Raw genomic sequence first — 14,771 nt, 5'->3', positions numbered from 1 at the left:
TCGTTCTGGAAGAATTGTACCCGAAAAGAAGACGCTGTTATCAAATGAAAAAGGTGGCATTGCCCGCTCGGGCAATGCCACCTTTCTGCTATCAAATCGTATTACTCGATCTGATCACGCCATTTCATGCGCAATGCAAGACGACCCCTTACTTGGCCAGCGACGCAGCGCTTGGGTCAGCCTTCCCCGTTGCCATGTAAGGCATGGTGCGCGTTGCCATCCGGGTATCGGTCTTCAGCATGCCGGCCTCGTCCGCCAGGATGTGTGCGGCTTCCTGCAGCAGCACGTCCTTCGCATCCTTGGCTGCCTTTTCGGCGGCGATCTCGGCCGACAAGGCGCGTTCGTCGCCCTGCAAACCGTCGTCGCGCATCGGCGTGTTGCGTGCCGCGATCACCGCCTTGCCCGGACGGGTCGGCTCGGGCACCTTGCTGCGGGCTTCCTTGCCGCCCGGCGCTGCGGCCGGCTCGTCCACGCTGCCGCCCTTGCCGGCCGCCAGGCGCGCTTCACGCAGCTTGGCACGCGCATCCTGGGAGTCGCGTTCCTTGCGGCGCACCGTTTCGTTCAGCGAGATCGCGTTTTCCTTACGCAGCTTCATCACCTCGGCGATGTCTTCGCGCAGGTCATGAAATTCCTTGTCCTTTGCGATGCGCGCCTCGTGACGCTTCTGCAGCGGCGCCACCAGTTCCTTCAGGTCCCCGGCCGGGATGTAGGTGGCCGGCTTGATCGACACCCACGGCAAGGCGTTGTCGAACGAGGATTCGCCGAAGTTCTCGATGTCGGAGGTCACCGGCAGCTTGATGTCGGGCGTGACGCCGCGTAGCTGGGTGGTGCCGCCATTGATGCGGAAGAACTGGGCGATCGTCATTTTCAGTTCGCCATAACGCACTTTCTCGGACTGCGAGAAGCGGTCGAGGTCGATCAGGGTCTGGACCGTGCCCTTGCCGAAGCTCGGCTCGCCGATCACCAGGCCGCGGCCGTAATCCTGGATCGCGGCGGCAAAAATTTCCGAGGCCGAGGCCGAACCGCGGTTGATCAGGACACCCATCGGGCCATCCCATGCCAGGCCGGCTGCCGTGTCGCTTTCGACTTCGACGCGCCCTTCCGCAGTGCGCTGCTGCACCACCGGGCCCTTGTCGATGAACAAGCCGGTCAGTTCGACCGCTTCGGTCAGGGAACCGCCGCCGTTGTTGCGCAGGTCGATCAGGACGTTGTCGACTTTTTCCTTCTTGAGTTCGCCCAGGATGCGGGCGACGTCGCGCGTGGCGCTCTTGAAGTCCTTGTCGCCCTTGCGGCGCGCTTCGAAGTCCTGGTAGAAGGTCGGCAGCGAGATGATGCCGATGCGGCGGGCCACGCCGTTTTCCTTGACCTGGATGATCGACTTCTTCGCGGCCTGCTCTTCCATGCTGATCTTCTTGCGCACCATCGAGACGGTGACGTGCTTGGCGTCGACGCCGGCGTCGCCCGGAATCACGTCCAGGCGCACGGTCGAACCCTTCTCGCCGCGCACCAGTTGCACGACATCGTCGATGCGCCAGCCGAGGACGTCGGTGAACGGGCCGTTACCCTGGGCCACGCCGACGATGCGGTCGCCTACTTTCAGCTTGCCGGACTTGTCGGCCGGGCTGCCCGGCACGACTTCGCGGATCACCGTGTAGTCTTCACGCGACTGCAGCACGGCGCCGATGCCCTCCAGGGACAGGCGCATGGCGATATCGAAATTGTCGGCCGAACGCGGGCCGAGGTAGTTCGTGTGCGGCTCGATCGCGGTAGCGTACGCGTTCATGAACATCTGGAACACGTCTTCGTTGTTCAGCTTTTTCATGCGCGAGATGTAGTTCTCGTAGCGCTTGTCGAGCGTCTCGCGAATGGCTTTTTCTTCCTTGCCGGCCAGTTTCAGGCGCAGCCAGTCGTTCTTGACGCGCTTCCTCCAGAGGTCGCGCACCTCGTCCTCGCTCTTCGCCCATGGGGCTTTTTCGCGGTCGAGCTGCAAGGTCTCGTCGACGGTGAAGTCGAGTTTGGTTTTCAGCAGGCCGCGCGCATAGTTCATGCGGTCGGCAAAGCGCTGCTGGTACAGGTTGTAGATGGCGAACGGCTGCGCCAGGTCTTCGTTGTTGATCGCGTCGTCGAAGCGGGTGCGCATCGGTGCGAAACGGTCGACGTCGGCCTGGGTGAAGTACAGCTTCTCGCTGTCGAGCGTTTCGAAGTAGTTATCGAAGATTTTTTCCGACATTGCATCGTCGAGCGGCAGCGCCTTGTAGTGGTAGCGTCCCAGCACGCGCGAAGCCCACAGCGCGGCTTGCGTCTGTGCGGCAACGGGTTTCATCTGGGTGGACGCGACTTTTTCTGGCTGCGCGGTGACCGCGTGCGTCGACATGGCACAGGCGGCGGCCAGGGCGACGATCAACATCTGCTTCTTCATGTAGTCGTTCTCCGAAACTTGGGTAACTGCAAGTGGACGCCGGATACCTGCGGTATCGACAGCGTGCGAACCCATTCTACAGGAACGCGGGCGCGCGTCGAGTTGGCTTGTGCGGGGCGTACGTCCCCTGTTAAGGCTCGCTTAAGCCGCGCGCTCAGCCCCGTACGAGTCGAAACAACAAGTCATGCCAGAGGTACAAGGCGCCACCCAGCCCGAGCACGATCAGCCATGGCCAGGAGCGCGCCGCCAGGCGCCAGTCGACGGGCGACGGCCAGAACGACAGGAATTGCGGCGCCAGCAGCACGGCAATCAACAGGTCGATCGGCGCGAAGCGCCAGCCGGGGCTGGTGCGCCAGGCGGCCACCGCCAGCGGCAGCACCAGGATCGACAGCGGCGCCAGCGCGGCCGGCGCAGCGTTGTACCAGCGCAGGTTGGAAAAGCTCACCGAACCGAGTTCCCAGACTTTTCCCTTGCGGCGCGGGAACAGGCTGATCTTGGTCGGCTCGGCATTGGTCAGCAGGCCGGCGCCGAAATGCGCGAGCTCGTGGCACAGGGTGCCGGCTGCGGTCAGGAGAAAGAAGGCCGGATGCGCGCGCGACAGCATCCAGAACAGGAAGGCGAGCGCGCCGGATGGCACCAGGTACAGCAGGATGTCGGCGTGGCCGCACAGGAAGCCCGGCAGCACGGCCGTGCAGGCAGGCAGCAGGCTCATCCTTTATAAGGTTTCAGTGGCTGTAGAAGCAGCGTCCGCAGGCTTGGCGGTAGTGTTCATTGCCGCCGATGCTGACCTGCTCGCCTTCGCGGAGTCGGCGCCCGGTATCGTCGACGCGGATATTCATCGTCGCCTTTTTGCCGCAGCTGCAGATGTTCTTGATTTCCTCGATGTCGTCGGCCAGCGCCAGCAGATAGGCCGAACCCGGGAACGGGTCGCCGCGAAAATCGCTGCGCAGGCCATAGCAAATGACGGGCACGCCGCGCACCTGGGCTAGCTGGTGCAGCTGCTGGACCTGTTCCTTGGCGAGAAATTGCGCCTCGTCGACCAGCACGCAGGCGACCGCGGGCGCGGCGGCCAGGAAGTTGGTGCCGCCGTCGAAGGTATCGACTTCGCGCTGGGGACCGAGGCGCGAGGTGATCAGGCCGACGCCGTAGCGGTTGTCGATCGCCGCCGTGTACAGCTTGACCTGCTGGCCCTGCTCTTCGTAGTTATGGGCGACCTGCAGCAGCGCTGTCGACTTGCCGGCGTTCATCGCCGAGTACCTGAAATAGAGTTTTGCCACTACCGTGCCCGTGCGCCTAGTGAAGATGAAGAACTGAAGCGAAATTATAGCGCGCGGGGTAGTGCCCGCGCCAGCTCAGCCTTTGGCCATACTGCCTGGGACGCGCGCCGGATTGCCGGCCACGGTGACCCCGGACGGCACGTCGCGCGTCACCACGCTGCCGGCGCCGATGATCGCGTTGTCGCCGATCGTCACGCCAGGCAGGATGATGGCGCCGCCGCCAATCCAGACATTGCTGCCGATCGTCACGGGAATACCGGATTCGAGGCCGCTGCGCCGCACATCCGGGTCGCGCGGGTGGTCGGCCGCGTAGATTTGCACGGCCGGTCCGATGCGGGTTTCCTCGCCGATCGTGACGCGCACGACGTCGAGGATCACGCAGTTGTAGTTGATGAAGACATTCTTGCCGAGGTGGATGTTGCTGCCGTAGTCGCAGTAGAACGGCGGACGCAGCAGCGCGCCCTCGCCCACTGCCCCCAGGCGCTCGCGCAGCAGCGCGTCCCAGACGCTCGAGACTTCACCGAGCGCCGCGTTGTAGCGTGCCAGCCAGGCGGCGCAGGCGGCGAGCTCGGGCTGGATCTCCGCGCAACTGGCGTGGTAGAGCTCGCCTGCCAGCATTTTTTCCAGTTCGCTTTTTGCGCCGTTGTCCATGTTATTGCCCCGGGTGATAGCTGCGCTCCAGCTGCTTCTGGATGTCTTCCTTGTAGAACAAGACATCCTTGAACTCGCCGCGGCTGTACATCTCGGCCTGGTCGGCGAAATGCTTCGAGGCCGGATCACTGCTTTGGCCGCCGGCCAGGATGCTCTTCGCTTTCACCTTGGGGCCGAATTCGACGGCGGCGACGAAACTGTTGCCGCGGTCGCCGTAGATGCGCTTGGTTTTTTGCTTGGCGACCATGCCGAACGAGGCCAGCGAACCCCAGTTCGCCGAGGTAAAGGCAACCGGCCAGCTCGGTTTGCTGTCGTCGTATTCCTGTTGAACATCACCGCTGATGCGCTGGAAACGGTTGATCTCGCCCCACGGGGTTTTCCAGGTGCCGAAGTCTTTAGTCAGCTTCGCACTGGCGCGATGCAATGCCTCGAGGCGCTCGTCGGCATTCAGTTTCGTCGTGATGAAATCGACCGTGGGAATGTTGGCCGCACGTGCGCGTGGCGCGTGCGCCGCCACCATTTCCTGGCCCCAGTAAACGGCCAGCGCGGTCGGCACCGAGTTCGCCGCGAAACGCAGGTCCCAGCCGCGCAGGCTCGCCACCTGCCCGGCCAGCGCGCCCTTGCGCGCGTCGCCTGCGGGCAGCGCATCGAAGTCCTTCACCAACTGCGGCAGCAGCGGCTCGAAGGCCGTCAGGTAGCTGTCGTAGGCGCTGGCGATCAGGCTCTCCAAGGTCAGCGCCTTCGCGTCCTTCAGCACCCGCTCGGCGTGCACGCCGCGCGCATTCTCGGGCAGCGACCACATATAGTCCGCATAGTCCTCGCGCTTCGGGCTGTTGGCGCCGGAGGCACTGAAGGGCCAGTTGTTCGTGTTCGAGATATAGCCGCTGGCAGGATTGAAGAGGGTGATCGTCTCTGGAATAGCGTGCAGGCCTTGCCATTCCGTGGCCGGATTGCTGCCGTCGACCGGCTTGGACCAGTCGAATCTCGGGTCGCGCTTCGGAATGAAGTTACCGTGGAAGTAAGCGATATTCCCATCCGCGTCGGCATACACCGTATTGTTCGAGGAATTGGTGCGCAATTCCATCGCCTTGTAAAAGGCGGCGTAGTTCTTCGCCTTGGTGCGCGAATACGATTGGGTCAGCGCCTTGACCGGCTCGTCCATCATTTTGACGGCGACCCATTTGCCATTGTCGCTTCTCACGATCGGGCCGTGGTGGCTGAAGTACGCCGTGACACTGCGGCTGCCCATGCTGCCGTCGGCCTTCTTGTACGGCAGGCTCACCGGGACGGCGCGCAGGGCGCGCTCCTCCCCGCCATATTTGTAGAAGAATTTGCCTTTGCGCTCGACGACGGTCTCGAGGTATTCGTCGATCACGTCGCCGCCGCCCGAGGTATGCATCCAGCCGGCCTTGTCGTTGAAACCCTGGTAGATGAAGAACTGGCCCCAGGTCACGGCGCCATACGCGTTCAGGCCCTCTTCGCTGACCATGTGGATTTCGGGACGGAAGTAGAACGAGGTGTGCGGATTAATCAGCAGCAGCGGATGGCCGGAGGCGGACAGCTTCGGCGCGATCGCAAAGCCGTTCGAGCCGCGCGGTTCGGCGTCGTGCAGATTGCGATTGTCGGCAAGCGCCAGCTTCGGCAGCTTGCCGTAGAACGCTTCCAGGTCCTTCAGCTCGATCGATTCGATGTCGCCGCCGATGCTGCCCTCGCTGAAGGACAGCGCCATCCACGGTTCGAACCGGGTGAGGAGCTTTGGTTTGACGTCAGGATGGGTGTGCAGGTAGAAATTCAGGCCGTCGGCGAAGGCATTCATCAAGTCCTTCAGCCAGGCGGGACTGGCTGCATACTTGGCCTGCATGTCGCTTGGGGTGATGTAGAGCTTCATGCGCAGGTCGCGCCAGACTTCCTTCTCGCCCTCGACTTCGGCCAGGCGCCCCATCGCATTGATGTAATTGAGTTCGACGCGGTTGAAGTCGTCCTCGGCCTGGGCGTACAGCATGCCGAACACGGCGTCGGCGTCCGTCTTGCCGAACACGTGCGGAATGCCCCATTTGTCGCGCATGATCGTGACCTCCTTCGCCGTCTTTTGCCAGCGCGCCAGTTCCGCCGCGCTGGGGGCTGTGGCCGCTACGCTTGCCGGAGCTGGCTGCTCGGCTAGCGCAGGAAACGGGGCGGCGACGGCGAACACCGTGCCGGCCAAGGTGATTGCTGCGAAACGGGACAGGATCATGCGCGATTCTCCGGTGTTGTTATCGTTATTTAGTTCACGTAGCGTGGGCCAGCTTTTGTTTGAGGACCTCGTTCTCCGTCAGCAAGGTCGCCATGCGGTCTTTCAGCGCGGCGATCTCCGCTTTCAAGGCGGCCTTTTCGTCGACCGGTTCGCCGTCGGGCCCGAGCTTCTTCGGCTTGTTCGCCGCCTTCTGCTCGCGCACCTGGCGCGCCGCCTGCTGAAGTTCCTTGCGGCCACCGGCAACGGCGGCAATCTGCATTTCTTCCGGCAGTTGCGACACGTTGGCGGCGGCGTTGATCGAGATCGTGCCCGAGCGCACCGCTTCGACCAGTTGCGGCGTGGCCGCCTTCTGGATGCGTTCGATCTGGCTGATGGTATTGCTCGATACGCGCGCCGCTTTCGCGACGTCCTCGCGCGTATTCCAAGGCGGCGGCGGGCGCGGATCCATGTCGTCCGGGTCCGGCGCCGGCGGCGCGTCGGCCATTTTCTGGGCCATGCGCGCGCTGACGATCTCTTTTTTCTTCAGTGCCAGCAAGCCGCGCTGGAAATCCGAGACGCTGCGGCGCGCCAGATGGTTATCGATCATCCACAGCATGACATCTTCGATGGTCTCGAAGTTGTTGTTGTGGATGGTGCGAAATGGAATGTTGTTCCGGCGGCAGATCTCGTAGCGGTTGTGGCCGTCGATCAGGACGTCGCGCCACAGCACGAGGGCGTCGCGGCAGCCCTCGGCCAGCAGGCTGCGTTCGAGGGCATCGTGTTCGATATCGCTCAGCGGGTCGACGAAAGCACGCAGCTGGTCGTTGATGATAATAGTGGTGGTCAATTCAGGTCCTTGCAGCTCTTGTCACGGCGCTCATTCGAAGCTTCTCTGCGCCGGTGAGCATGCTACACCATCCGATGGCCCGGCCATAGGCTGGCGCCCTTTCCCGAGCCCGGTCGGGACGTAAAAAAACCCGCTGTCAGAAGAGATCAACGGGTTTCTTGCTTTGGCCTTGTATTGCGAATGACAGTGGTGCCCGGAGCCGGAATCGAACCGGCACGCCCTTGCGAGCACGGGATTTTAAGTCCCGGGTGTCTACCAGTTTCACCATCCGGGCAGCGGCAGGATTCTAGCACAGCCGTGACGCAATGCGTTCAAAGTTGCAAGACCGCGGGAGCGAGCGCCCGGGCAGCAGGCGTCCACCGTTCTCGGTGTGGTACCGCACTTACCCGAAGCGCGGCATGCGTTATGCTGGCCTTGTTGTCAGTCACCGTGAACCGCCGGCGACCTGACGGTATTTCCATTCTTCGGTTGCGGGCAAGCGCATCTCAGCCCGCATCCGCCCGACGTCGTCATCTTGTCGCTGCCAACGCGGCGGCCAAAGATGCACTTGACGTCATGCACTCCTATGAAAGCAACCATGTCATCATTCAATAACGCCGTTGTCTGGCTCGACCATACCAAAGCCCAAATCATCCACTTCGACAAAAACGCGTCGGAGTCGGAGTCGCTTAAGACGCACTCGACCCATCCACATCCGCACCAGAAGCACGGCGACAACCATGTCAATGGCGATGACAACACGCTCTTCTACAAAGACATCGCCAACGCCCTGACCGATAGCGAGCAGATCCTGGTGGTCGGGCCTGCGGAAGAGAAGACGACCTTCGTCAGCTATCTGAACGACAAGCTGCCTGCCATTGCCGGCAAGATCAAAGCGGTCGAGACGGTGGATCATCCGTCGGACGGCCAGTTGCTTGCCTACGCGCGTCAGCATTTCGTCAGCGCCGGCGGCATGCAGTAACAAGCTTGAGCAGTGATTGAAACCCGCTTGCCGTCCCGGCAAAGCGGGTTTTTTTTCGTTCGCTGCCCCTTGTGCGCACATCGCAGGCTCTGCGGCGCCGTCCATTCGGCGCTCGCGTTACTCGCGCCTGCTGCAGGGCGACGGCTGGCGCTGGATGATCGAGCTGGCGGCCAGCGCGATGCTGGTGATGCTGCTGACGGGTTGTTATCGATGGTGGCCGCGCCCTGGCCAGGGTGGCCTGCCGCGCGCCGACAAAAGAGGGCGTGCCGCGTGGCGCGAGTGGCATGCGTTCGCCGGGGTCGCGCTTGGCCTCTTGAGCCTGGTGATGGTGATGACCGGCATTACGTGGAGCCAGTATGCGGGCGAGCCGGTGCGCCGCCTGCGCGACGCCGCCGGGCAGGCATCGCCACGGGTGCCGCACGGCCGGGGCAGACCGCACCAGCCCGACCAGGCGCTTCGACCTGGTGCTGGACGCCTACGACGGCCGCGTGCTGCACCGCGCCGGGTGGAGTCAGCAAACGGCTTTCGGCAAGGCGACCGCCGTCGGCATTCCATTCCACCGCGGCGAATTCGGCCTGTGGAACCAGCTGGTGCTGTTCCTGTTCGGCGCCGGGGTGCTGTTTTCGCTGGTGTCGGGCCCCCCTGCCCTGATCGGCGCTGCCGCCATGTGCGTCTTGATGCCGCTACTGGGGATCTCGGCGGCGGTCGTGCTGGTGCTGGAATGGCTGGTGCTGCAGCGGACGCGGCGGGCCTGAGGGCGGCGCCGCGCCCGCCTGGGCGCCAGGGTGCATTGCGCCGCGCTCAGCGCGGTGCCGCCAGGGCGAGCTGGCGACCGGCGCCAGGAGCGGCCGCGCTGTCGAGGCGGAACTCACCGACCAGGGCCACCAGGGTCGCCGCCTGTTCCTGCAGGCTTTCGGTGGCGGCGGCGGCCTGCTCGACCAGGGCTGCGTTCTGCTGGGTCGCATCGTCCATCTGCACGATGGCCTGGTTGACCTGGCCGATGCCGGTGCTCTGCTCGGCGCTGGCGGCGCTGATTTCGCTGACGATGTCAGTCACGCGGCGCACACTGTCGACCACTTGCTGCATGGTCTGGCCGGCTTCACGCACCAGCATCGAACCCATGCCGACCTTGTCGACCGAGTCGCCGATCAGGCCCTTGATCTCCTTCGCGGCGGCCGCGCTGCGCTGCGCCAGGTTGCGCACTTCGCTCGCCACGACCGCAAAGCCGCGGCCCTGTTCGCCGGCGCGGGCTGCTTCGACTGCCGCGTTCAGCGCCAGGATGTTGGTCTGGAAGGCGATGCCGTCGATCACGGCGATGATGTCCACCACCTTGCGCGAGGAAGCGTCGATCGAGGCCATGGTGTCGACCACCTGCGCCATGACGTCGCCGCCGCGCACCGCTACTTGCGATGCCGAGGCCGCCATCTGGTTGGCCTGGCGGGCGTTGTCGGCGTTCTGGCGCACGGTCGAGGTCAGTTCTTCCATCGAGGCGGCCGTCTCTTCCAGCGCGCTGGCCTGCTGTTCGGTGCGTGCCGACAGGTTGGCGTTCCCCTGGCGGATCTCGAGGCTGGCCCCGGCAACGCTGTCGGAACTGCTGCGCACGCTCAGCAGGACATTCTGGATCTTCGCCACGAAGCTGTTGAAGCCGTCGGCGATCGTGGCCAGTTCATCGCTGCCGCGCACCTCCAGGCGCGCCGACAGGTCGGCATTGCCGCCGGCCAGATCGTGCATGGTGGCGGCCAGTGCGCGCACCGGGCGCATCAGTCGGTACAGCACGGTGACCATCGCGAACGCCGCCAGCACGGCGCAGGCGAGCGAGACGAATAGCGAATAGGTCAGCAGTTCGCGCGCCGAGGCAGTGGCGACAGCGTGCGGGAAGCTGAGCTGGACTGCCCATGGCGCCATCTCCGGGTGCGGACGCAGCGGCTGCAGCAGGCGCACCATGCCTTTGTCATCCGTGAACGTATAAGGCTTGCCCTGGCGGATGTTTTCCAACGCGGCGGCCGGGATGTCGTCGGCCTTCTTGCCGTTGCGCGCCGCATCCGGGTGGCTGGCGTACAAGCCGCCGTTCGACACCAGCGTCAGCACGCCGCCTTCGATCGGCTTCATGCCGGCCAGGATCGCCGACAGCTTGGAGACCATGATGTCGCCGGTGGTCGCGCCCTTAAACTTACCGTCGACCATGATCGGCACCACAAGCGAAGCGATCAGCACTGGCTTGCCGTTGATCGGGTACGCGTATGGCTCGGAGAAATAGCGCTTGCCGCTGGCTTTCGGAATGTCGTACCAGCCGTCGGTGGTCGGGGTGCCGTCGAAGACGATCGGCTCGACCCGGATCGCACCGTCCTCGGCACGCGTCCAGTACGGCATGAAGCGGCCGCTGTCGTCGTACTCCGGCTTCTTGCCGGCGAACTCGGCATCCTTGCCGTCGAGTGCGTCCGGCTCCATCGTCACGGCCGAGCCGACAAGGTCGGATGCACCCAGCAGCACGCCCCTGGTGACCGCGCCCAGCTGGGTACGTGCGAGCGGCTCGCCGCCGGCCAGCGTCGCGGCGACGCTGGCCGACAGGACGTCGACCGCTTTCAGGTTGGCGCCGATCCGCCCTTCGAGCACGCTGGCGGTTTCGCGCGCAGCAGTGTGCGCCAGGCGCAGCGCCGCCTCTTCGGATGCTGCGCTGCCCTTGAAACCGATGAAGGTCGAGGTGATGCCCAGGCTGAGGACGACGAGAAAGGTGGCGGTTGTGCAGATGCGCGCGTTGAGCGACAGCGCGAAACGCGCCGGACGTGCAGAAGTCGAGGGAGTTGTCATGGGAGTTCGGGTAAGGGTGCTGGAGTGGCGCTTCAGAAGTTGCGGGTCAGGGTCAGGACAACGCTGCCCTGCGCTGGATTCGAATAGGCGATGCGGCCGGCCGCGTCGGGCACGCCGGTGCTGTAGCGGTCGTAGGCATGGGTTGCGCCATAGGCACGGGTGTATGCCCCGGCCACGCTCCAGCCGCCGTGCAGGGTGCGGGTCAGGCCGACTTTCACGTCGCGCCAGTTCCAGTAGTCGTTACCGGCGCCGGCCACGCGGCCTTGGCCGGCATGCAGGTTGAGCGTGGTGCCCTGTGCAATCGGAAGATTCGCGCCGCCATCGAAATAGCCGCTGCCGCGCGCGTTCGTGACGCCGAAGAAGTCGCGCGTCAGCGTGGTGTTGTATTTGGCGTAGACCGATTTGTAGCTGAGGCCGGCCGAGAGTTCGCCATAGTCGAAACGGGTCCCGGTGGCGCCAATGACAGCGCCCGGATACTTGTAGTAGACCGCCATCAGGCTGTAACCGACGGCGCCCAGACTGCCGCTGTAGCCGGCGTACAAGTCCCATTCGAGCTTGCCGTTTTCGATGTAGCGCCCGCTGACATTCGACACCCAGCTGCCGGCGCTCCAGCCACTGGCATGGGCGATGTCGATGCCGCCTTGCAGCGCAGGTTTGCCCCAGGTCTGGCGAAAGCCGCGCGACACGTATTGCGAAGCGATGGCGGCGTTGCCGGTCATGCTCCAGGCGCTCTCAGGCGCGCAGCCGGCAGGTTGATCGGCGTGCGCGAACGGCAGTGCGGACAGGAGCAGGCATGCAAGCGGCAAGTGCCGTCGGGTGATGAAGGTCATCGGTGGCGGTGGGGGCGCGTGGCGCCTCGGTCAGAGGTAAAAAATTCCGTAGGGCAATTCCTACGCGAATTCTATGCTTCTCTGCCGCCGATCCCGGATTTCATGACAGGGCAACCACGATTCTCTTGCTTTTCTGCATCATCGGCACAACACAGTGAACAGGATGGCATCCAGGATTGATAACACGGGAGGAAGCCCGACGCACCACGCTGCGCGGGCGCCCGTTGCCTAACTGCCCTGGTAGATCAGCACCGCGATGGCGGCGGCGCCGACGGCAAGCAGGCCATACAGAAAATACCGCATCGCGGTGGCGAGACCCGTCACCGCCTTGTCGGCGTCCTTGCCGAACATGCCGCGCTTGCGCCCGGAATTCATCAGCATCGCAATGAAGACGAAGCTTGCGAACAGGGTCAGAACAAATTTCACGGCTCGGCCCTCAGGTACGGGCCAGCACCAGGCTGAGCGCGATGATGGCCAGCACGCCTGAGGCCGCCGCAGTGAAGCCAATCAGGGTCAGGCGCTCGCGCGCGGCCTGCAGCTTCGCCACCAGCTGGGCGTTCTGGTCGGCCAGCTCCGCGATCAGCCTCGACGCGTCGCGCATCTGGCCCTGCAGCTGGGTGATGGCGATGTCCTGCTGTTCCACCTGAACGGCGATCATCGCCATCCCGTCGTCGAGGGGCATGTGCGCGACCGCTTCGTCGAGCTCGGTATTTGGTGTCCGCACGCCTTTCCCACCGACCGTGTCCCACAGCCGGCGCGCACTGCTTGCCACCTGGGGCGCGGCCGAAATGACCTCGCTCCACGGAACGGACTTCAACACTCTCAGCCATGCTCCCGCCATAGTACCTTCTCCATTTGCTTGTCGTTTGTACAGCATAGCACCACCTGGGCCCTGCCCCGCTCCCCTCGAGCAGGGCAATCGTGCGGCGCATGATTCTGCAGTACCATGACCCCATGTGTGGACGATTTGACCAAAGCCAAACGGCGAGATTTTATGCGAACGTCTTCGGTTGGGCCGATGCCGTGTACGACAGCGAATCGACGCCCGCTTACAACGTGCCGCCCGGGACGTACCGCCCCCTCATGCACATCCAGGATGGCGAACATCGCATCGACGACGTGTTCTGGAGTTATCGCGCAAAATGGGCTGAAGGCAAACTTCCGATCTCCATCAACGCCCGCCTCGACAAGCTGAGCAATCGCTACTGGAGCCGGCTGCTGAAGAACGGCCGCGCGATCGTGCCGGCTGACGGCTGGTACGAATGGACCGGCGAAAAGGGGAAAAAGCAGCCCTGGCACATCCACCGCAAGGACCGCGCGCCGCTGTTCATGCTGGCGCTGGCGAACTTCGGCGCCTCTACCGAAAACCGCGCCGAAGCCGGTTTCGTGATCGTCACCGACGACGCCGCCGAAGGCATGCTCGACATCCACGACCGGCGCCCGGTCGTGCTCGACGCTGCCAGCGCCGCTCTCTGGCTCGATCCGGCTATCAGTCCCGAACAGGCGCTCGAGCTGGCGCGCCATGCGGCGCTGCCGCCCGATGCCTTCGAGTGGTTCAAGGTAAGGCCGGAAATGAACCGCTCGACTACCGACAGAGCGCAGATGGCGCTGCCGATGCCCGAGTAGCATGCCGCGGGGCCGCACAGGGCGCGTGCGCCATGGCGTGCTCCCGGAAATGTCAGGCCGGGTTTATTCGAGGACGGTCAGCAGCGCCACCAGTCCCAGCGACATACCGATCAGCACGCCGGCGCGGGTACGCAGGCGCTGGCCGCGTTCCACTACCTGCTTGGCGATAGTGCGGCGCGGACGGACGCCATTCGTGCCCATCTGTTGTGTCGAATCGTCTTCTGTGTTCATCTCAACTCCATTACGTAACTTCCGGAAACCCGGCAAATGCGGGACTGCAGAACCGCCGTGAGCGACAACAGGTCGGGATGCTCGGGCATGACGCGCCGCGTCGGCCGAGATCAGGCGAGCCGGGCGAGTCGCCTGGCGACAGGGGTGCCGGTGGCGCTGTGTGGACATCGACAAGCACATGAAGGAATTGATTCTACACGAAGCATCCTGCTGTTCAATACGCATTTGCAATCAGTATTTGCGCCAACTCAATACACTTAATTTTTTCGCAAAAAAAACCCGCGCGCCTTGCGGCTGCGCGGGGGCGTCAAGCCGACAGGCTTGACGAGCAATTTCGATATCGAACTCGCTGATTAGTGCTGGTAAGCGCCGATATCGACACCGGTGCTGGTGTTACGTGGCTTGCCGTCGATGTCGGTCGGATGGGCATAGGTCGCGATACCGCGGCCGATCACCGGCGAGCTCGTGCTTGGCTTGAAATTCGGCATCGCGGCGGTGCGCGAGTAGCCGGCCAGCAGCGGGTCCGAGCTGATGGTGCCGGTGTGCTTCAAGCCATTGCGCAGCTGCCAGGCATACGTCGTGTTCTTGAACACCAGGTTGTTCTTGTACGTGTTGCCGGTGCCGGTCTTGCCCTGTTCCGAGATACCGTACTTGTTGTCGTACACGATGTTGTTGTGCACGTGCACGTTGTTCGCGCCGGCACTCGTGAAGTAGTAATCGCCACCGCCGACGATGATCCCGAAGTTCGACGCACTCACCGTGTTGTTGGTGATCTTCAGGTTCGTTGCATCGTGCCACAGGTGGATCGCTGCCGAACCGACGCGGTAGACCACGTTGTTCTTGATCGAACCCGACGTGCTGTGATAGATGCCTTGCACATACGTACAGCCGGCAGGACCGATATCGTGC

General features: G+C 63.7%; 14 protein-coding genes, 1 tRNA gene and 1 pseudogene. 3 read left to right on the top strand and 13 right to left on the bottom strand.

What is annotated here, in order from left to right; genetic code table 11:
* Positions 1-148: 148 nt before the first annotated feature.
* The 7 genes from ACHAC9_RS00080 to ACHAC9_RS00050 form a co-directional block, all read right to left on the bottom strand.
* Positions 149-2,419, bottom strand: a complete 2,271-nt coding sequence (locus ACHAC9_RS00080; protein WP_435755894.1) for a carboxy terminal-processing peptidase — start codon at positions 2,417-2,419, stop codon at positions 149-151.
* A gap of 154 nt (positions 2,420-2,573) precedes the next feature.
* Positions 2,574-3,131 carry a hypothetical protein gene (locus ACHAC9_RS00075; protein WP_435755892.1) on the bottom strand — a complete coding sequence of 186 codons (558 nt, stop codon included), beginning with the start codon at positions 3,129-3,131 and terminating at the stop codon, positions 2,574-2,576.
* Between the two features lie 13 nt (positions 3,132-3,144).
* Positions 3,145-3,696 carry a thymidine kinase gene (locus ACHAC9_RS00070; protein WP_435755890.1) on the bottom strand — a complete coding sequence of 184 codons (552 nt, stop codon included), beginning with the start codon at positions 3,694-3,696 and terminating at the stop codon, positions 3,145-3,147.
* 75 nt (positions 3,697-3,771) lie between these two features.
* A complete protein-coding gene (locus ACHAC9_RS00065; protein ID WP_435755888.1) occupies positions 3,772-4,347 on the bottom strand; it encodes a sugar O-acetyltransferase in 576 nt (191 codons plus the stop codon).
* A gap of 1 nt (position 4,348) precedes the next feature.
* Positions 4,349-6,580 (bottom strand): penicillin acylase family protein, encoded by a 2,232-nt coding sequence (locus tag ACHAC9_RS00060; protein ID WP_435755886.1) that lies wholly within the window; start codon positions 6,578-6,580, stop codon positions 4,349-4,351.
* A 34-nt stretch (positions 6,581-6,614) separates the two neighbouring features.
* Entirely contained in the window at positions 6,615-7,406 is a 792-nt protein-coding gene (locus tag ACHAC9_RS00055; protein ID WP_435755884.1) for a hypothetical protein, read from the bottom strand.
* Between the two features lie 187 nt (positions 7,407-7,593).
* Positions 7,594-7,680 (bottom strand) — tRNA-Leu (locus ACHAC9_RS00050).
* Positions 7,681-7,971: 291 nt separating this feature from the next.
* Between ACHAC9_RS00050 and ACHAC9_RS00045 the strand changes: the two genes are divergently transcribed.
* Both ACHAC9_RS00045 and ACHAC9_RS00040 read left to right on the top strand, forming a co-directional pair.
* Positions 7,972-8,367, top strand: a complete 396-nt coding sequence (locus ACHAC9_RS00045) for a translational machinery protein (protein WP_435755882.1) — start codon at positions 7,972-7,974, stop codon at positions 8,365-8,367.
* A gap of 154 nt (positions 8,368-8,521) precedes the next feature.
* Positions 8,522-9,122 (top strand): annotated as a pseudogene (locus tag ACHAC9_RS00040) (PepSY domain-containing protein).
* Positions 9,123-9,168: 46 nt separating this feature from the next.
* On the opposite strand, the gene ACHAC9_RS00035 reads toward ACHAC9_RS00040, so the two are convergent.
* The 4 genes from ACHAC9_RS00035 to ACHAC9_RS00020 all read right to left on the bottom strand — a co-directional run bounded on the left by ACHAC9_RS00035 (position 9,169) and on the right by ACHAC9_RS00020 (position 12,825).
* The gene (locus ACHAC9_RS00035; RefSeq protein ID WP_435755880.1) at positions 9,169-11,175 is read right to left on the bottom strand and encodes a methyl-accepting chemotaxis protein; all 2,007 of its coding nucleotides are present in this window, start codon (positions 11,173-11,175) and stop codon (positions 9,169-9,171) included.
* A 32-nt stretch (positions 11,176-11,207) separates the two neighbouring features.
* Complete coding sequence (locus tag ACHAC9_RS00030; RefSeq protein WP_435755878.1) at positions 11,208-12,005, bottom strand: TorF family putative porin; 798 nt, start codon at positions 12,003-12,005, stop codon at positions 11,208-11,210.
* Positions 12,006-12,233: 228 nt separating this feature from the next.
* Positions 12,234-12,431, bottom strand: coding sequence for a hypothetical protein (locus tag ACHAC9_RS00025; RefSeq protein WP_435755877.1), 198 nt, complete (start codon positions 12,429-12,431; stop codon positions 12,234-12,236).
* A 10-nt stretch (positions 12,432-12,441) separates the two neighbouring features.
* Positions 12,442-12,825: a hypothetical protein gene (locus ACHAC9_RS00020; RefSeq protein ID WP_435755875.1), complete on the bottom strand. Its 384-nt coding sequence runs from the start codon at positions 12,823-12,825 to the stop codon at positions 12,442-12,444.
* Positions 12,826-12,935: 110 nt separating this feature from the next.
* On the opposite strand from ACHAC9_RS00020, the gene ACHAC9_RS00015 reads away from it, so the two are divergent.
* A complete protein-coding gene (locus tag ACHAC9_RS00015; protein ID WP_435757215.1) occupies positions 12,936-13,631 on the top strand; it encodes an SOS response-associated peptidase in 696 nt (231 codons plus the stop codon).
* Between the two features lie 63 nt (positions 13,632-13,694).
* On the opposite strand, the gene ACHAC9_RS00010 is transcribed toward ACHAC9_RS00015, so the two are convergent.
* Positions 13,695-13,862, bottom strand: a complete 168-nt coding sequence (locus tag ACHAC9_RS00010; RefSeq protein WP_435755873.1) for a hypothetical protein — start codon at positions 13,860-13,862, stop codon at positions 13,695-13,697.
* A 353-nt stretch (positions 13,863-14,215) separates the two neighbouring features.
* Positions 14,216-14,771: right-handed parallel beta-helix repeat-containing protein (locus tag ACHAC9_RS00005; RefSeq protein ID WP_435755871.1), on the bottom strand; the 556-nt coding region annotated here is incomplete at its 5' end.

It is taken from the genome of Massilia sp. CMS3.1 (assembly GCF_051262535.1).
Classification (GTDB): domain Bacteria; phylum Pseudomonadota; class Gammaproteobacteria; order Burkholderiales; family Burkholderiaceae_D; genus Telluria.
Note: the sequence above shows the minus strand (reverse complement) of the source record. Positions and strands in the feature narration are given on the sequence as shown.